The sequence below is a fragment of the Enterobacter cloacae complex sp. S1 genome, assembly GCF_014930525.1.
In the GTDB taxonomy this organism is placed as follows: Bacteria; Pseudomonadota; Gammaproteobacteria; order Enterobacterales; family Enterobacteriaceae; genus Enterobacter; species Enterobacter hormaechei_C.
The window spans coordinates 74906-93111 of the sequence record NZ_JADBRE010000002.1 but is presented as its reverse complement, the minus strand read 5'-3'; the positions used below and the strand labels follow the sequence as shown (position 1 = coordinate 93111).

19 protein-coding genes are annotated in these 18206 nt (G+C 55.4%); 12 read left to right on the top strand and 7 right to left on the bottom strand.

The window, feature by feature from the left end:
• Positions 1 to 2: 2 nt before the first annotated feature.
• Both IM290_RS01640 and IM290_RS01635 read left to right on the top strand, forming a co-directional pair.
• The gene (locus IM290_RS01640) at positions 3 to 863 is read left to right on the top strand and encodes an HlyD family secretion protein (RefSeq protein WP_193042005.1); all 861 of its coding nucleotides are present in this window, start codon (positions 3 to 5) and stop codon (positions 861 to 863) included.
• Positions 863 to 2896, top strand: coding sequence for an FUSC family protein (locus IM290_RS01635; RefSeq protein WP_193042004.1), 2034 nt, complete (start codon positions 863 to 865; stop codon positions 2894 to 2896). The genes IM290_RS01640 and IM290_RS01635 overlap by 1 nt, the downstream gene beginning before the upstream one ends.
• Here IM290_RS01635 and sodC read toward each other — a convergent pair.
• From sodC to IM290_RS01620, 3 genes are all read right to left on the bottom strand, one after another.
• On the bottom strand, positions 2875 to 3393 hold the full coding sequence (sodC, locus tag IM290_RS01630; protein ID WP_193041991.1) for a superoxide dismutase [Cu-Zn] SodC: 519 nt from the start codon (positions 3391 to 3393) through the stop codon (positions 2875 to 2877). The genes IM290_RS01635 and sodC overlap by 22 nt on opposite strands.
• Positions 3394 to 3474: 81 nt before the next feature.
• Entirely contained in the window at positions 3475 to 4371 is an 897-nt protein-coding gene (locus IM290_RS01625) for an aldo/keto reductase family oxidoreductase (protein ID WP_193041990.1), read from the bottom strand.
• A 48-nt stretch (positions 4372 to 4419) separates the two neighbouring features.
• Complete coding sequence (locus IM290_RS01620; protein ID WP_017384600.1) at positions 4420 to 4659, bottom strand: DUF1289 domain-containing protein; 240 nt, start codon at positions 4657 to 4659, stop codon at positions 4420 to 4422.
• Between the two features lie 147 nt (positions 4660 to 4806).
• On the opposite strand from IM290_RS01620, the gene eptA reads away from it, so the two are divergent.
• The 5 genes from eptA to rnt all read left to right on the top strand — a co-directional run bounded on the left by eptA (position 4807) and on the right by rnt (position 9487).
• Positions 4807 to 6432: a phosphoethanolamine transferase EptA gene (gene eptA, locus IM290_RS01615; protein ID WP_193041989.1), complete on the top strand. Its 1626-nt coding sequence runs from the start codon at positions 4807 to 4809 to the stop codon at positions 6430 to 6432.
• 41 nt (positions 6433 to 6473) lie between these two features.
• Positions 6474 to 7073, top strand: a complete 600-nt coding sequence (locus IM290_RS01610; protein ID WP_017384602.1) for a TetR/AcrR family transcriptional regulator — start codon at positions 6474 to 6476, stop codon at positions 7071 to 7073.
• A gap of 53 nt (positions 7074 to 7126) precedes the next feature.
• On the top strand, positions 7127 to 8224 hold the full coding sequence (locus tag IM290_RS01605; RefSeq protein WP_023299948.1) for an alkene reductase: 1098 nt from the start codon (positions 7127 to 7129) through the stop codon (positions 8222 to 8224).
• A gap of 99 nt (positions 8225 to 8323) precedes the next feature.
• Positions 8324 to 8731, top strand: a complete 408-nt coding sequence (gene gloA, locus IM290_RS01600) for a lactoylglutathione lyase (protein ID WP_193041988.1) — start codon at positions 8324 to 8326, stop codon at positions 8729 to 8731.
• Between the two features lie 96 nt (positions 8732 to 8827).
• Positions 8828 to 9487, top strand: a complete 660-nt coding sequence (gene rnt / locus IM290_RS01595) for a ribonuclease T (RefSeq protein WP_003857625.1) — start codon at positions 8828 to 8830, stop codon at positions 9485 to 9487.
• A gap of 78 nt (positions 9488 to 9565) precedes the next feature.
• Here the strand turns inward: rnt and grxD are convergent, their stop codons facing one another.
• Complete coding sequence (gene grxD / locus IM290_RS01590; RefSeq protein WP_003832760.1) at positions 9566 to 9913, bottom strand: monothiol glutaredoxin 4; 348 nt, start codon at positions 9911 to 9913, stop codon at positions 9566 to 9568.
• A 338-nt stretch (positions 9914 to 10251) separates the two neighbouring features.
• On the opposite strand from grxD, the gene IM290_RS01585 reads away from it, so the two are divergent.
• Together IM290_RS01585 and sodB are read left to right on the top strand one after the other, a co-directional pair.
• A complete protein-coding gene (locus IM290_RS01585; RefSeq protein WP_017384605.1) occupies positions 10252 to 11010 on the top strand; it encodes a C40 family peptidase in 759 nt (252 codons plus the stop codon).
• 122 nt (positions 11011 to 11132) lie between these two features.
• Positions 11133 to 11714, top strand: a complete 582-nt coding sequence (gene sodB / locus IM290_RS01580) for a superoxide dismutase [Fe] (protein ID WP_023296387.1) — start codon at positions 11133 to 11135, stop codon at positions 11712 to 11714.
• A gap of 37 nt (positions 11715 to 11751) precedes the next feature.
• Here the strand turns inward: sodB and IM290_RS01575 are convergent, their stop codons facing one another.
• Together IM290_RS01575 and IM290_RS01570 are read right to left on the bottom strand one after the other, a co-directional pair.
• Positions 11752 to 12918, bottom strand: a complete 1167-nt coding sequence (locus tag IM290_RS01575; RefSeq protein WP_193041987.1) for an MFS transporter — start codon at positions 12916 to 12918, stop codon at positions 11752 to 11754.
• A 161-nt stretch (positions 12919 to 13079) separates the two neighbouring features.
• Positions 13080 to 13169 (bottom strand): YnhF family membrane protein, encoded by a 90-nt coding sequence (locus IM290_RS01570; protein WP_003857632.1) that lies wholly within the window; start codon positions 13167 to 13169, stop codon positions 13080 to 13082.
• Positions 13170 to 13466: 297 nt separating this feature from the next.
• On the opposite strand from IM290_RS01570, the gene purR reads away from it, so the two are divergent.
• Complete coding sequence (gene purR / locus IM290_RS01565; protein ID WP_003857634.1) at positions 13467 to 14492, top strand: HTH-type transcriptional repressor PurR; 1026 nt, start codon at positions 13467 to 13469, stop codon at positions 14490 to 14492.
• 17 nt (positions 14493 to 14509) lie between these two features.
• Here purR and punR read toward each other — a convergent pair whose 3' ends face one another.
• Positions 14510 to 15421, bottom strand: coding sequence for a DNA-binding transcriptional activator PunR (punR, locus tag IM290_RS01560; RefSeq protein ID WP_003857638.1), 912 nt, complete (start codon positions 15419 to 15421; stop codon positions 14510 to 14512).
• Between the two features lie 112 nt (positions 15422 to 15533).
• Here punR and punC point away from each other — a divergent pair, with 112 nt between their 5' ends.
• Positions 15534 to 16733, top strand: a complete 1200-nt coding sequence (gene punC / locus IM290_RS01555) for a purine nucleoside transporter PunC (RefSeq protein ID WP_193041986.1) — start codon at positions 15534 to 15536, stop codon at positions 16731 to 16733.
• Between the two features lie 298 nt (positions 16734 to 17031).
• Positions 17032 to 18180, top strand: a complete 1149-nt coding sequence (cfa, locus tag IM290_RS01550) for a cyclopropane fatty acyl phospholipid synthase (RefSeq protein WP_193041985.1) — start codon at positions 17032 to 17034, stop codon at positions 18178 to 18180.
• Positions 18181 to 18206 lie beyond the last annotated feature (26 nt).

Below are 18206 nucleotides of genomic sequence, written 5' to 3'. Positions count from 1 at the left end.
GAATAGCATTGAAAACGTTAAAATATTTTTCCACTCTTTTCGTTTTAGCGCTGGCGGTGATGGCCGGCTGGTGGCTCTGGAATTATTACATGCAGTCGCCCTGGACGCGTGACGGCAAGATCCGCGCGGAACAGGTCAGCATCACGCCACAGGTGTCCGGCAGTATCAGCGCGCTTCTGGTGAAGGACAACCAGTACGTTCATGCGGGCGATGTGCTATTCCATATCGATGAGACCCCTTTCCACATTGCGGTGCTTAATGCCCAGGCTCAGCTTGCAAAAGCTCAATCAGATCTGGCAAAAGCCAATAACGAAGCCGAACGCCGCCGCCATCTGTCGAGAAATTACATCTCTGCGGAAGATCTCGATACCGCCAATATCAATGTAAAAGCCATGCAGGCCAGCCTGAAGGTTGCTGAGGCAACGCTGAAACAGGCCGAGTGGCAACTGACCCAGACCGTGGTCAAAGCCCCGGTGGATGGATGGATCACGAGCCTGTCCACCCGTGTGGGTGATTACGCCACCACAGGCCAGCCGGTCTTCGCCCTGGTCGATAGCCACTCTTTCTATGTTGTAGGTTATTTTGAAGAGACCAAGCTGCGCCATATCCGCGAGGGTGCGCCTGCCCGGATCACGCTTTACAGCGGTGCAGAAACGTTACGGGGTCACGTTAGTAGCATAGGTCGGGCAATATACGATCAGAGCGTGGAAACCGATTCTGGCCTGGTGCCTGACATCAAACCCAACGTCCCGTGGGTGCGCCTGGCTCAGCGGGTGCCTGTTCGCGTCGAGTTTGATCAACTGCCGAAAGACATTACCCTGGTCTCTGGCACAACCTGCACCGTCGCCATCGGATCGCGATGATGAACCTGGGGGCTTTCTCCTGGCGCAATACGCCGTGGATAAAAGCGACACGGCCGCAGTGGCGTTACGCGCTGCGCAACGGCATCGCCATGTGCCTTGCGCTTACGGTTGCCTATTATCTGAATCTGGATGAGCCTTACTGGGCGATGACCTCTGCGGCGGTCGTCAGCTTCCCTACCGTCGGGGGCGTTATCAGCAAAAGCCTCGGGCGCGTGGCGGGTAGCCTGCTGGGGGCAACCGCCGCACTGCTTCTTGCCGGCCATACCCTGAACGATCCCTGGCTCTTTCTGTTAAGCATGTCGGCATGGCTGGGGCTGTGTACCTGGGCCTGCGCCCATTTTACCAATAACGTTGCCTATGCGTTTCAACTGGCGGGTTACACCGCGGCCATTATCGCCTTTCCGGTCGTCAACGTGCTGGACACCACCGAGCTATGGGATATCGCCCAGGCACGCGTGTGTGAAGTGATGGTCGGCATTCTGTGCGGGGGCGTCATGATGATGATCCTGCCCAGTACCTCAGATGGCACTACGCTTATCACCGCCCTTAAAACGATGCACGCACGTTTGCTGGAACATGCCCGCCTGCTCTGGCAGCCTGACAGCAGCGATGACATCCGCCTCGCGCACGAAAAGGTCATCGGCCAGATCCTGACCATGAACCTGTTGCGCATCCAGGCTTTCTGGAGCCACTACCGTTTTCGTCGCCAGAACACGCTTCTGAACTATTTACTGCACCAGCAATTGCGGATGACGAGCGCGATCTCGAGCCTTCGCCGGATGTTGCTGAACTGGCCTGCACCGCCAGCCCATACCCGGGAGATTATCGAGGCGCTGCTCGCCGCTCTTGCGCGTCCGGATGCCGATATCTATACCGTGGCCCGCATTATCGCGCCGCTCGCCCCAACGGATGAATATGACTACCGGCACCGCGCCTTCTGGCAGCGTCTGAACTATTTCTGCCGCCTGTATCTGCGTAGCAGCCGCTGGTTAAAAGCCGTCGAAAATGCCACGCCCGTCACCGAATTTTCCGTTCCCGGTAGTCCTGCTCTGGCACGCCATACCGACGCAATGGAGGCGCTGTGGAGCGGTTTTCGTACGTTTTGCGCGTTAACGGCCGTGGGCGCATGGGCCATCACCACGCAATGGGATGCGGGCAGTGCGGCCCTGACGCTTGCGGCAATCAGCTGCGTGCTCTATTCCGTCGCCGCTTCCCCCTTTAATTCCCTGACGCTTCTGCTGCGTACGCTGGTACTGCTGTCGCTGTTCAGCTTCGTGGTGAAATTTGGTTTGATGGTGCAGATAACCGACCTCTGGCAATTTCTGCTGTTTCTCTTCCCGCTATTAACCACCATGCAGTTGCTCAAACTGCAAATGCCTAAACTGGCCGGTCTGTGGGGTCAGTTGATTGTTTTTATGGGCTCATTTATCTCTGTAACGAATCCACCGGTTTACGATTACGCTGATTTTCTCAACGACAACCTGGCGAAGATCCTCGGCGTGGGGCTGGCGTGGCTGGCTTTCGCTGTGCTACGCCCGGGCTCGGACGCGCGTAAAAGCCGCAGGCATATTCGGGAGTTGCGCAGGGGTTTTGTCGATCAGCTGAGCCGCAGGCCGCATCTGCGCGAAAGCGAGTATGAATCGCTGGTTTACCATCATGTCAGCCAGCTGAACAACAGCCAGGATTCACTCTCCCGTCGCTGGCTACTGCGCTGGGGCGTGGTGCTGTTAAACTGTTCGCACGTGGTGTGGCAGCTGCGCGCCTGGGAGACGCGTTCCGATCCGCTGTCGCAGGTCCGTGATAACTGTATTTCCATGCTCCGAGATGTGATGAGCGAGCGCGGGGTGCAGCAGCGCCCCCTGAGCGTCACGCTCGCCGAGCTTCAGCGTATTTGCGACGCGCTGGCGCACCATCATCAGCCTGCGGCCCGCGATCTGGCGTCCATTATCTGGCGGCTGCACTGCTCCCTGTCACAGCTTGAACAGGCGCCGCCACCCGGAACGATTGGCGATCAGATCACCCCGCAGGCATAGCGCGCCCCGCCGCCGCCAAGCGGTTTAGGCTGATCGGACATGTTATCGCCGCCCACGTGGACCATCAGCGCCTTGCCTTTGACCTCGTCAAGCTTTTTGAGTCGTGGCGCCACAACCGGATCGGTGGCTTTACCGTCGTTATTCACCACCAGCACCGGCAGATCGCCGAGATGCCCCATCCCTTCCGGGCCTTCATGCTTACCGGAGTTGTGCGGGTCGAGATGCCCCCCTGCGGCTTCCGCAGCTGTTGGTTTCCCCTCTTTCATCGCGGGTTGACAGCTGCCTTTGGCATGAACGTGAAAACCATGTTCGCCGGGTGGAAGAGCCTTGAGATCGGGAGCAAATTCCAGCCCTTTATCGGTTTCGGTGATTTTCACCGTCCCGATGGACTGACCTACCCCCTTAGAAGTGACGAGATTTATTTCAACGTCCTCGCTGGCTGCCTGCGCACCTGCGCAAACAACCAGCGTGACTATTGTCAGAGCAAAACGCTTCATAAGACCTCCACGGGTTATTTTTTGCACCTTAAGTCTATACCAGCGGCGCAGATTTCACCGGAAAGTCAGGTTAAGGCGTGCTCAGGGTACGTCGTAGCCCAGCGCCGCCTTGCGGATGCGGAACCACTGCTGACGCGTCATATCCAGCTCCTCAGCAACAAGCGCAGCGCGGACGCGCTCAATTTTGCCGGAGCCAATAATTGGCAACGGTTTAGACGGCAGGCGCAGGATCCAGGCGTAAACCACCTGCTCGATACTCTCCGCATTCAGTTCGCGGGCCACCGTTTCAAGCTCGTTGCGCAGCGGCTGGAATGTCTCATCGTTAAACAGGCGGCCGCCTCCCAGGCAGGACCATGCCATTGGACGGATGCGTAGCTGTTGCAGTTGGTCGAGCGTGCCATCCAGCAGCAGCGGCTGATGAACAGGCGAGATCTCCACCTGATTCGTCGCCAGCGTAAACGGCAGGCGAGACTGCAATAGCGCAAACTGTGCCGGGGTGAAGTTAGACACGCCAAAATGGCGCACTTTGCCGCTCTGGTGCAGCGTCAGGAAGGCTTCCGCGACCTCATCCGCATCCATCAACGGATCGGGACGGTGGATCAGCAGCAGGTCGATACGATCGGTGGCCAGGTTAATCAGTGACTTCTCGGCGCTTTTAACGATATGCGCGCTGTCAGTGATGTAATGCCCAAGCGCATGCTCCGGTTTTGCTGTGGTGGCAATACCGCATTTGGTCACAATCTCCATACGTTCACGCAGCGCCGGCGCACGCTTCAGCGCTTCGCCAAAGGCGGCCTCGCACTGATAGCCGCCATAAATATCAGCGTGATCGACGGTGGTGATCCCGAGATCGAGATGCTCTTCTATAAAGTCCGCCAGCTGGACCGGAGACATATTCCAGTCCATAAGGCGCCAGTAGCCCATAACAAATCGGGAGAATTCCGGGCCCTGCGGGGCAAGGGTAATACGCTGAACCATAACATTTTCCTCAAGGAAGTCATGTCACCAGTATACGCAATTACCCTGCTAAAACAGTGAAGGTTGCTGAGGTTCTTCGCTTTCAACCGCTTTGTTTGCACGAATTTTACGCAGCAGACGCTGTCGACAGAGCCGTAAGACCTCCTGCTTTTGCGCGTCGCTGAAATTTTGCCAGTTAAAACGTTCATCGCGCGTGCGCATGCAGCCACGACAGTATCCTCGTTCATCGACCTGGCAAATACCCCGGCACGGGCTCTGGACAGGGAAAAACTCCAGTTGCTCTGCCACACCTACCTCCAGAACGTCATTATTCCCTACAGTGAAGACCCTAAATGGCTTACATGCAAGGATGACCCCCACATACAGGGCATTAAGGTTTCGCTAATCTTCCCTTCTTATACTCGCCGCATTGATATAACGAATGGTCTGGTCATTATGTGGTTCACTAAAAAGTTACACTGTAACGATATAAAGTTTACTCTGGGCTGTGCACTTTTATTCACCGTACTGAATGCACTGTTTATCCAGCGCAGTTGGTCAATCATTGCGCCTGCGCATCTGCACGATCTCCTGTTTGCTGCCAGCGTGCCGCTGGTGCTGTTCTGCGGCTGGGTGATTGTCTTCAGCCTGCTGAATATTCCCTTTATTCGCAAGCCGCTCATGATTGTCCTGACCCTGGGATGCGCCGCCGCAACCTGGTTTATGTATACCTATGGCACGGTTATCGATCAGAACATGATTGTGAACGTGTTCGAAACTAATTCCCAGGAAGCGACTGCTCTGGTGACGCCGCAGATGATCCTGTGGCTGGTCGTTGCAGGTCTGGTTCCATCGATTATTTTAGCCCTGACGCGCATTCGCACCGGAAAATGGTGGTATGCCCTCCTGACGCGTGTCGCCGCTATGCTGGGTGCGCTGCTGGTGATCATCCTGGTCGCGGCGGTGTTTTATAAAGACTATGCTTCTCTGTTCCGCAATAACAAAAGCATCGTCAAAATGGTTACCCCGGCGAATTACGTGAGCGCCGTGGTGAAATACAGCAAAATGCGCTGGTTTGCCGGCGACCAGACGCTGGTCCGCATTGGCGAGGATGCTCATAAAGGGGCGCTGATTTCCAGCCAACACAAGAAAACCGTGCTGGTTGTGGTGGTGGGCGAAGCCTCCCGCGCCGCAAACTACGCATTAAATGGTTACCCGCGTGAAACTAACCCCGAGCTGAAAAAGCAGGATGTCATCAACTTCCCACAGGCCTCCTCCTGTGGCACGGAAACCGCCGTTTCCGTCCCCTGCATGTTCTCTGGCATGACGCGGAAAAAATATGACGCGGACCTCGCCCATCACCAGGAAGGTCTGCTCGATGTACTTAACCATGCCGGATTCAACCTGCTGTGGCGCGACAACGACGGCGGGTGTAAAGGCGCCTGCGACCGCGTGCCACACACGGACATGACCCAGTGGAAACTGGATCAGTTCTGTAAGGACAAATCCTGTATCGACGACGTCAACCTGTACCGTCTGGACAACGTACTGGATGGAATAAAGCAGGATACGGTACTGGTGATCCACCTGATGGGCAGCCACGGTCCGGCCTACTACAACCGTTATCCGGACAGCTTTCGCAAGTTCACCCCAACCTGCGATACCAATGAAATTCAGGATTGCGATCATCAGTCGCTGATCAATACCTATGACAACTCGATTTTGTATACCGACAGCGTGGTCAGCCGAACCATCGACGCGCTGAAAGCCCGGCAGGCCACCATGAACACGGCGTTGATTTACCTCTCCGATCACGGTGAATCGCTGGGTGAAAGCGGAATTTACCTGCACGGTACGCCATATATGCTGGCCCCTGAGCAGCAAACGCACATTCCGTTTATGTTCTGGCTCTCCCCGGATTATGCGAAAAACTTCGGCGTAAACACGGATTGCCTGCGTGACCATGCCGCAAAAGAGGCGGTTTCACAGGACAATTTATTCGCCACCGTTCTGGGCATGATGGACGTGAAATCAGCGGTTTATCAGCCGCAGCTGGATATTCTGTCGCAATGTCGTCGCTAAGCGGGCTTGCATTAGACCGAACGGTCTATTAGAGTAAGGGCATGAGCAGACACACAGAACACGATACACGAGAACATTTGCTGGCTACCGGCGAGCGCCTTTGCATGCATCGCGGGTTTACCGGTATGGGGCTGAGCGAATTGTTAAAAACCGCTGAAGTACCTAAGGGATCGTTTTATCACTATTTTCGATCCAAAGAGGCGTTTGGCGTTGCCATGCTGGAGCGGCACTACGCCAGCTACCATCAGCGCCTGGCAACCCACTTCGCCAGCGGTGAAGGTGACTACCGGGATCGTGTTCTGAACTACTATCAGGAAACGCTGACGCAGTTCTGTCAGCAGGGCATCATCAGCGGCTGCCTGACGGTAAAACTGTCTGCCGAAGTGTGCGATCTCTCCGAAGATATGCGCACCGCAATGGATAAAGGGGCCAGCGGCGTTATTGCCCTGTTGGCTCAGGCGCTAGAGAGCGGGCGCAATGAAAAAACGCTCTCCTTCTCCGGCGATCCGCTCACGCAGGCACAGGTGCTCTATTCCCTCTGGTTAGGCGCCAACCTGCAAGCAAAAATGTCTCGCAGCGCCGTGCCGCTCGAAAGCGCGCTGGCGCATGTGAAAAACTGTATTACCGCGCCTGGCGTGTAGCCGGCGTTTTTATTTACCCTTTTACTAGTCGACTGGTCTACTCAGGAGCCGTTATGTCCGCTGAAAAGCTGTTTACCCCACTGAAAGTGGGTGCCGTTACTGCCCCAAACCGCGTGTTTATGGCCCCACTTACCCGTCTGCGCAGCATCGAGCCGGGCGATATCCCAACGCCATTGATGGGTGAGTATTACCGTCAGCGCGCCAGCTCGGGCCTGATTATCTCCGAAGCCACGCAGATTTCTGCTCAGGCAAAAGGCTACGCCGGTGCACCGGGTCTGCACAGCCCGGAACAGATCGCCGCGTGGAAAAAAATCACCGCAGGCGTGCATGCTGAAGATGGCCGTATTGCGGTTCAGCTGTGGCACACCGGTCGTATCTCACACAGCAGCATCCAGCCTGGCGGTCAGGCGCCGGTTTCTGCCTCTGCCCTGAACGCCAATACCCGCACTTCCCTGCGCGATGAAAACGGTAATGCGATCCGCGTCGACACCACCACGCCACGCGCGCTGGAGCTGGACGAGATCCCGGGTATCGTGAATGATTTCCGTCAGGCCGTCGCCAACGCCCGTGAAGCGGGCTTCGACCTGGTTGAGCTGCACTCTGCGCACGGTTACCTGCTGCATCAGTTCCTGTCCCCGTCTTCCAACCAGCGTACCGACCAGTACGGCGGCAGCGTTGAAAACCGCGCGCGTCTGGTGCTTGAAGTGGTGGATGCTGTCTGTAATGAGTGGAGCGCAGACCGCATTGGTATTCGTGTCTCCCCGATCGGTACTTTCCAGAACGTTGACAACGGTCCGAACGAAGAAGCAGACGCGCTGTATCTGATTGAAGAGCTGGCGAAACGCGGTATCGCCTATCTGCACATGTCCGAGCCGGACTGGGCAGGCGGCAAGCCTTACAGTGAAGCCTTCCGTCAGAAAGTGCGCGAGCGCTTCCACGGCGTGATTATCGGGGCGGGTGCGTATACGGCAGAGAAAGCCGAGGATTTGATCGGTAAAGGCCTGATCGACGCCGTGGCCTTTGGCCGTGACTACATTGCTAACCCGGATCTGGTTGCCCGTTTGCAGAAAAAAGCCGAACTGAACCCGCAGCGTCCTGAAAGCTTCTATGGCGGCGGCGCGGAAGGTTATACCGACTACCCTTCACTGTAATTCCGCTTTGTACATTGATAGCGGCGACCTTTCGCCGCTATACTAAAACATCGTTTCTGTTCAAAAAGATAATCCATTCCACTGGTTAATGAGGAAATTATGCGCCTACTTCACACCATGCTGCGCGTTGGCGACCTGCAACGTTCCATCGATTTCTACACTAACGTTCTGGGCATGAAGCTGCTGCGCACCAGCGAAAATCCGGAATATAAATACTCCCTGGCGTTTGTCGGTTACGGCCTGGAATCTGATGAAGCGGTCATCGAGCTGACCTACAACTGGGGCGTGGACAGCTACGAGCTGGGTACGGCTTACGGCCACATCGCGCTGGAAGTGGATAACGCCGCCGAAGCCTGCGAACGTATCCGCAGCAATGGCGGTAACGTCACCCGTGAAGCCGGTCCGGTTAAAGGCGGTACCACCGTAATTGCGTTTGTGGAAGATCCGGACGGTTATAAAATCGAACTGATCGAAGCCAAAGACGCTGGTCGCGGCCTGGGCAATTGATCCCGCAGGGCGCACTATGCGCCCGTTGTTTTGCTGCATCCCCTCTCAAAATTTGCCATAATGCGCACTGCTTTTTCCCCCTTGTAAGAGACCCTGATGTCCGATAACGCTCAATTTACCGGTCTGTGCGACCGTTTTCGTGGTTTTTATCCCGTTGTCATTGATGTAGAAACAGCCGGATTTAACGCTAAAACCGATGCGCTGCTTGAGATTGCCGCCATCACGCTGAAGATGGATGAACAGGGCTGGCTTGTACCGGACACCACGCTGCATTTCCACGTTGAACCCTTTGAAGGGGCAAACTTACAGCCAGAGGCGCTGGCCTTTAACGGTATCGATCCGACAAACCCGCTGCGCGGGGCGGTAAGCGAATACGAGGCGCTGCACGCCATTTTCAAAATGGTGCGCAAAGGCATGAAAGAGAATGACTGTAGCCGCGCCATCATGGTGGCCCACAATGCCACCTTTGATCACAGCTTCACTATGGCTGCCGCCGAGCGTGCCTCGCTCAAGCGTAATCCATTCCATCCGTTTGTGACCTTCGACACCGCCGCGCTGAGCGGCCTGGCGCTGGGGCAAACCGTGCTCTCTAAAGCCTGCATCACGGCGGGTATTGCGTTTGACGGCACCCAGGCGCATTCCGCGTTATACGACACCGAGCGTACGGCGGAGCTGTTCTGTGAGATCGTCAACCGCTGGAAACGTCTCGGCGGCTGGCCGCTGCCGATGGGCGACGAGGCCGATCTTCAATCGTAGGTTGGGTAATCAATAGCCCCACAGGACAAAAAAAAGCGACCAACATAATGTGGTCGCTTTTTTATATCCGCAGAAAACTTACTCTGCGTCCGGCTCTTCGGTTTTATACTTCGCCGCAGTCTCTTTGATCAGCTGTTGCAGTTCGCCGCGCTGATACATTTCAATCAGGATGTCGCATCCGCCGACCAGTTCACCATCAACCCACAGCTGTGGGAAGGTCGGCCAGTTGGCGTATTTTGGCAGTTCAGCGCGAATGTCCGGGTTTTGCAGGATATCAACGTAAGCAAAACGCTCACCACAGGCGGACAGTGCCTGAACCGCTTGCGCGGAGAAGCCGCAGCTTGGCAGCTTCGGAGAACCTTTCATGTACAGGAGAATCGGGTTTTCAGCGATCTGGCGCTGAATTTTTTCAATAGTGGTGCTCATGTCTTGCTTCCTTTAACTTCTGTTACGGCATCAGTCTGACATTGTAGCGGGTCAGGCCGACATCGGAAAATAACATTTTTGTCACGTCTAATTATTTTATCGCTTATCGCATAAAGTTGCATTGCTAATGTCGTTTATCCCCAGACGAGGTGCGGTTTTGCTTAAGGAGCGAACAGGAGTGCGACAGAATGGTGAATTTTTTTGCACTTGCTAACGAAACATAATTTTTGAATGAAAAATGCTATTAACTTCTTCTGAATTTATGGATTAGAATCGACAGGTTTTGTAAATCTCACGCGGGTATGCATTGTGGCCTGCATTTATCAGGGGACTGCCCAGTGGCGCGGATAACTAAAATCTCGATGACGCTCTGTGCTTTACTGTTTACCACACTCTCATTTACGCCAGCGGCGAACGCCTCTGAACAGGCGCGGCATTCTGCTGTACAAAAATCGCATCTGGCAAAAACCACAGAACGTAAGAAAAAAACCACCAGTAAAACAGTAAAGAAGAAAACCACCGCTCAGACCAAAAAGACCGCCTCCAGTAAACCCAAAACTCTCCGTTCCGGCACGCACAAAACCACCCGCACGACCGCCAGCCTGGTGAATGAAAAATGCACCGTGCGCAAAGGCCATAAAACGAAATGCGCAAAAGTGACGAAGCTGGCTGACGTGCATAAAGCGCGTATGCAGAAAGCGCAAAAAACGGCGATGAACAAACTGATGGGGCAAATAGGTAAACCGTATCGCTGGGGGGGCACCTCTCCGCGCACCGGTTTTGACTGTAGTGGGCTGGTTTATTATGCCTATAAAGATCTGGTGAAGTTTCGCATTCCACGCACCGCCAATGAGATGTACCATCTGCGGGACGCCGCGCCTGTAAACCGTGGCGAACTGCAAAATGGCGACCTGGTGTTCTTCCGCACCCAGGGACGCGGTACGGCCGATCACGTTGGGGTGTATGTGGGTAACGGTAAATTTATCCAGTCACCGCGCAGCGGTCAGGACATTCAGATCACCTCCCTCAGCGAAGATTATTGGGTGCGCCACTATGTGGGTGCGCGCCGCGTGATGACGCCAAAAACCATTCGCTAAACCCTGCCCTGCCGCCTCCATGGCAGGGTAAGTTCCTCTTTTGCATACCCTTTCAATTTGCTATTCTGTCCTTGTTGTCTGTAGGGTTATTGGCAACGTATAAAACTATAAGGAGAGAAGCAATGTCGTTCGAATTACCTGCACTACCGTATGCAAAAGACGCCCTGGCCCCGCACATTTCCGCGGAAACCCTGGAGTACCATTACGGCAAGCATCACCAGACCTATGTCACCAACCTGAACAATCTGATCAAGGGCACCGATTTTGAAGGCAAAACGCTGGAAGAGATCGTGCGCAGTTCAGACGGCGGCGTATTCAACAACGCCGCACAGGTGTGGAACCACACCTTCTACTGGCACTGCCTGGCCCCCAATGCAGGCGGAGAACCTACCGGCGAGCTGGCGGCAGCGATTAACGCCGCGTTCGGCAGTTTCGCGGATTTTAAAACGAAGTTTACTGACGCAGCCGTTAAAAACTTTGGCTCCGGCTGGACCTGGCTGGTAAAAGAGGCTGATGGCAAACTGGCAATCGTTTCCACTTCTAATGCGGGTACCCCTCTGACCACCAGCGCCACGCCGCTGATGACCGTGGACGTATGGGAACACGCCTATTACATTGATTACCGTAATGCGCGCCCGAACTACCTGGAACACTTCTGGGCACTGGTTAACTGGGAATTTGTTGCGAAGAACTTCGCCGCGTAAGAGACACGCAGAAGGGGCAGCCCTTCTGCGTTTTTGTTTATTCCGCCGTACACACCGCTTCAGGCTGTTTACGACCAGACATCATCACCAGCAGCAGGCCGAGTGCAGCAATGATCGCCCCCATCACCGGCACAAAGCTGTAACCCAAACCACCTGAGATCACCGCCCCGCCCGCTGCGGCCCCCAGCGCATTGCCCAGGTTAAACGCACCGATATTCACCGACGAAGAGAGCCCCGGCGCTTCGTGCGCAACGCGCATTACGCGCATCTGCAACGGTGGCACCACGGCAAAGGTTGCGGCGCCCCACACCACCATGGCAATCGCGGCACCCACTTCGTTACGCGCCAGCCACGGAATCGCCGCCATGATGACAATCAGCAGCGTTAAAAAACCTTTCAGTGTTCCACTGACGGAGCGGTCGGCAAATTTCCCGCCGAGATAGTTGCCAATCGAGAACCCGACACCAATCAGCACCAGCATCGCGGTAACAAAGAGTGGCGTTGCGTGGGTAATATCGTGCAGCACCGGGGAGATATAGGTGTAGAGCGTAAACATCGCCCCGGCCCCCAGTACCGTGGTAAGCAGCGCGGACAACACCTGAGGACGCATCAGCACCGCCAGCTCTTTACGTACTTCCGGACGTTCTCCCGCACTTCCTTTCGGCAGTGAGAAGAACAGCGCAACCATCGCGACCACGCCCAGTCCGGCGGTTGCGAGGAAAGACATACGCCAGCCGATGGCTTCTCCCAGCCAGGTGGCAGCGGGAACGCCGCCGATATTAGCGATGGTGAGGCCCATGAACATAGTGGCTACCGCGCTGGCCTGCTTATGTTTTGGCACCACGCTGGCGGCAACAACCGAGCCCAGTCCGAAGAAGGCGCCATGGTTGAGGCTGGTCAGAATGCGCGAAAGCATCAGAGTGGTGTAATCGGGCGAAATCGCGGAAAGCACATTTCCGAGAGTGAAAATCGCCATCAGGAAAATCAGCGCATTGCGGCGAGCGCGGTGGGAAAGCAGCAGCGTCATCAGCGGCGCGCCCACCATCACGCCAATCGCGTAGGCGCTAATTAACATACCGGCCGCAGGAATTGAGACGTCCACACCCCGGGCGATAACAGGCAATAACCCCATAGGGGAGAATTCAGTGGTGCCAATCCCAAAGGCGCCAATCGCCAGGGCCAGCAGGGGAAAATTGATTTTCATGAAGAGACTCCGGATACCGTGCCATAACCCGGCACAGAACTAAGAAGTCAAAAGCATGACATCAATCACAAAAAATGAGAAGTTAACATTTTGGCAAAAGATTTTTGCCGGAGAGGTAACAATAGCGGCAAGAGAGGGAGAAGGTTCTCCCCCCTCCTGAATCAGTGCAGCGCAGCGGTTAAACCACCCGCAACAATCAGGGCAAGAACAACAATGGTGGTAAACAGCGAAAACTTCAGATCGGTACTCATCAATTTTTCTCCTTTTATTCACCCTACGAAAAGTGAGCTTGCTCATTTTTACACAGTTCAGGTCAAAAATCTTCCAGGATTTAAGCGGATATCCACTTTACCTCTTCCCCTTTTCATCAAGATAGGACAAAATTCCACGCTAAATTTATTAGCGTACCGGCCACTGACCCCCTCCTGACGTCCTGTGTCGTTTTCCCGGCGTGTCGCAACTCATGTTTGCGTGATAAGGGTGAGAGAAGGCAAACGTTTACCTTCAATTTTTTCAGGAGCTTAGGATATGGTCTGGAGTGACATTTAATGGCAACAATTAAAGACGTAGCAAAACGCGCAAACGTTTCCACTACAACCGTATCACATGTTATTAACAAAACGCGTTTTGTCGCTGAAGAGACGCGTAATGCCGTCTGGGCGGCAATCAAAGAACTGCACTACTCGCCAAGTGCCGTCGCCCGCAGCCTGAAGGTTAATCACACCAAATCGATTGGCCTGCTGGCCACCAGCAGTGAAGCGGCCTACTTTGCTGAAATCATCGAAGCCGTTGAAAAAAACTGCTTCCAGAAAGGCTATACCCTGATTCTGGGCAACGCGTGGAACAACATTGAAAAACAGCGCGCTTACCTGTCAATGATGGCGCAAAAGCGCGTCGACGGCCTGCTGGTAATGTGTTCTGAATACCCTGAGTCGGTCCTTTCCATGCTGGAAGAGTATCGCCACATTCCGATGGTGGTCATGGACTGGGGCGAAGCGCGCGCAGACTTCACCGACTCCGTTATTGATAACGCCTTTGAAGGCGGCTACATGGCGGGGCGTTATCTGGTAGAACGCGGTCATCGTGAAATTGGCGTGATCCCGGGTCCGCTGGAGCGTAACACCGGAGCTGGCCGTCTGGCCGGTTTCATGAAAGCGATGGAAGAGGCGCTGATCACCGTGCCGGAAAACTGGATTGTTCAGGGCGACTTCGAGCCGGAGTCGGGCTATCGCGCCATGCAGCAGATCGTCTCCCAGCCGCATCGCCCTACCGCGGTGTTCTGCGGCGGCGACATCATGGCGATGGGCGCGCTCTGCGCGGCGGATGAACTCGGCCTGCGCGTCCCGCAGGATATCTCGGTGATCGGCTATGACAACGTGCGCAACGCCCGCTTCTTTACCCCTGCGCTGACCACCATTCACCAGCCGAAAGATTCGCTGGGTGAAACGGCCTTCAACATGCTGCTGGACAGGATCGTCAACAAGCGTGAACAGTCCCAGTCCATTGAAGTTCACCCGCGCCTGATTGAACGCCGTTCCGTTGCGGACGGTCCGTTCCGAGACTACCGTCGTTAATCACTTTACGGGACCAGCTATGCTGGTTCCCGCAACCACTCCCGGTTCAGCGTTTCGCTGTCGCCCAGATAATCCAGCAGCCAGGCCATGGCGGGCGAGACGTCGTTTTGCTGCCACGTCAGACAGCACGCGGCATCCGGGAAGGGGTTTTCCAGCGTCAAGGCCACCCACTCTCCCGCATCGATGCGCGGGCGCGCAAAATGCACCGGCACCATGCCAACGCACAGCCCCGCGCTCAGACAGGTGGCCGACGACTCCCAGTCCGGCGCGACTACGCGGCGCTGATTATCCAGCAGCCAGGTAATGCGCTTGGGCAGCGAGCGGGAGGTATCTTCCAGCACCAGCGAGGGCCAGTTGCGTAAGGTGTCATCGCTCAGCGGACCTTCCAGCGCCGCCAGCGGGTGATCGCGCGCGACCACGCAGGTCCAGCTCAGCATGCCCATGTCGCGAAACGCGTAGCGCCCCCCAACCGGGATCGCCTGGGTTGCACCAATCGCCATCTCCGCCCTGCCGTCCGCCAGCGCATCCCAGACGCCGTTGAACACTTCCTGCGAAACACGCAGTTCGACGTCGGAAAAATGACGATAGAAATCGACGATCATCTGCCGGGTCCGCTCCGGCTTAACGATGTTATCCACCGCGATAGCGAGATGCCCCCGCCAGCCGTTGGCGATCTGCTGGCACTGCTCACGGGTGATCTGCATTTTTTTGATAACAGACCGCCCTTCCTTCAAAAACCACGCTCCGGCAGGCGTGAGCTCCACGTCGCGATGGCGCCGCTCGAACAGCGGGACCGCCAGCCACGCTTCCAGCTGGCGCACCGTATAGCTGATAGCCGAGGGAACGCGATGCAGCTCCTGGGCGGCACCGGTAAAGCTGCCGTTACGCGCCACGGCATCAACCACTTCAAGGGAATAATCTGACCACATCTTTAGCCTGCAAATTTTTTGAATGCACCCGCCAAATATTAGCGTTTCACAAGCCGCTTTGCACTCCCTACACTCTGCGCCAACGTACACCTGCCTCCTCAGGAGAAAAAAAGTGCAACCCAGGAAAGGATTTTTAGTCTGGCTCGGCGGCTTAAGCGTGCTGGGCTTTTTGGCGACCGATATGTATCTGCCCGCGTTCGCCGCGATGCAGGAAGATTTGCAAACCCCTGCCGCCGCCATCAGCGCCAGTTTAAGTTTGTTCCTCGCTGGCTTTGCTTTTGCGCAATTGCTGTGGGGGCCGCTCTCGGATCGTTTTGGCCGTAAGCCCGTCCTGTTGTTGGGGCTGGCGATTTTTGCCGTAGGCTGTCTGGGCATGCTGTGGGTCCGCGATGCCGCCTGGTTGCTGGCGCTGCGCTTTATTCAGGCGGTCGGCGTCTGCGCCGCAGCGGTGACCTGGCAGGCGCTGGTGACCGATTACTACCCCGCCTCGCGCACTAACCGCATATTCGCCACTATTATGCCGCTGGTCGGCCTGTCGCCGGCGCTTGCCCCGTTACTGGGCAGCTGGATCCTGGCGCATTTCGACTGGCAGGCCATTTTCGCCACGCTCTTTGCTATTACGCTGGTCCTGATGCTGCCTGCTTTCGGGCTTAAACCTGCGCATAAAAAAGAGACGCATCCGGACGCAAAGCCCATCACCTTTACCTCTTTACTGCGGTCGAAAGCCTATCGCGGTAACGTGCTGATTTATGCTGCCTGCTCTGCCAGCTTCTTTGCCTGGCTAACCGGTTCGCCGTTCATTCTGCATGACATGGGCTACAGCCCGGCGGCTATCGGCCTGAGTTATGTACCACAGACCATCGCCTTCCTGGTGGGTGGCTATGGCTGTCGCGCCGCGCTGCAAAAATGGGAAGGCCAACAGATGTTGCCCTGGCTGCTGGTGCTGTATGCGCTAAGCGTGATGGCGACCTGGGCTGTCGGCTTTATTCCCGGCGCCGGGCTTGCAGAAATTTTGATTCCGTTCTGCGTCATGGCGATCGCTAACGGGGCCATCTACCCTATTGTTGTAGCCCAGGCGTTGCGTCCATTTCCGCAGGCGACAGGCCGCGCTGCCGCGCTGCAAAATACCCTGCAACTTGGCCTGTGCTTCCTGGCAAGTCTCGTGGTCTCTGCGTTGATTGCAACCCCGCTGCTCACCACTACCAGCGTGATGCTGGTCACCGTTGCGCTGTCGGGTTTGGGCTATCGCATGCAGTCCTCAGCCCATCGCGAGCAGAGTGAAAACGCGCAGACAGAAACGTCGCATGCCTGATTGCGCGGGAAACTATGTTAAATACCAGTGATTAGGTTGCTAACAATTTTCTGTTGAATCACCAAATTTTGCGGCCTATACTAAATTTGGTTCGATTAAATACGATAAATATTAAGTGTTAACGGGAGCCGGAGCGCTCCCGTTTTACCATGGAAGGCATTTCGGCAAGGGTTATCTCCCTTCCTCTGTTCTACGTCGGATATTAGCCTCGCGGGCATTTACCGTGAGATTTCTCACAAACCAAAAAAGCGTCTACGCTGTTTTAAGGTTCTGATCACAGCAAGGTGATGGAGAAGCTATGAGTTCATCGTGTATAGAAGAAGTCAGCGTTCCGGACGATAACTGGTCCCGGATCGTCAGTGAACTATTGGGACGTGCGGGCATTACGATTAATGGCTCATCCCCCTCCGATCCCCAGATAAAGCATCCCGATTTTTTCAAACGCGTGTTACAGGAGGGGTCGTTAGGGCTGGGTGAAAGCTATATGGACGGCTGGTGGGAGTGTGAGCGGCTGGATATGTTCTTCTCCAGCGTATTACGCGCCGGTCTTGAAAAACAGCTCCCTCGTCATTTCAAAGATACCTTACGCATTGCCTCCGCCCGCCTGTTCAATCTGCAAAGTAAAAAACGGGCGTGGATCGTCGGTAAAGAGCATTACGACCTGGGCAACGATCTGTTCAGCCGTATGCTCGATCCTTTAATGCAGTACTCCTGCGGATACTGGAAAAAAGCGACGACCCTGGAAGAGGCGCAGCAGGACAAGCTGCAACTGATCTGCGATAAATTGCAGTTACAGCCCGGTATGCGTGTGCTGGACATCGGCTGTGGCTGGGGTGGTCTTGCCTGGTTTATGGCGAAAAATTACGGCGTCAGCGTAGTCGGTGTCACGATTTCGGCTGAACAGCAGAAGATGGCGCAGGAACGCTGCCTGGGTCTGGATGTTGATATTCGGCTTCAGGACTACCGCGACCTGAACGAGCAGTTCGATCGCATTGTTTCCGTAGGTATGTTCGAGCACGTGGGGCCGAAGAACTACAAGACTTACTTCGAGGTCGCCGATCTTAACCTGAAGCCTGAGGGAATTTTCCTGCTACACACCATCGGCTCTAAACGCACCGATAACAATGTGGATCCCTGGATCAACAAATATATCTTCCCGAATGGCTGTTTACCCTCTGTTCGCCAGATTGCGAACGCCAGCGAACCGCATTTTATTGTGGAAGACTGGCATAACTTCGGCGCAGATTACGACACCACCCTGATGGCCTGGCATGAACGTTTCCAGGCTGCATGGCCTGAAATCGCCGACCACTATTCGGAACGATTCAAACGGATGTTTAGCTATTATCTGAATGCCTGTGCGGGCGCGTTCCGTGCGCGGGATATACAGCTGTGGCAGGTGGTGTTTAGTCGTGGGATTGAGCACGGTTTGCGAGTGGCTCGCTGAAAAAATAACCCCGGTTACCCGGGGTT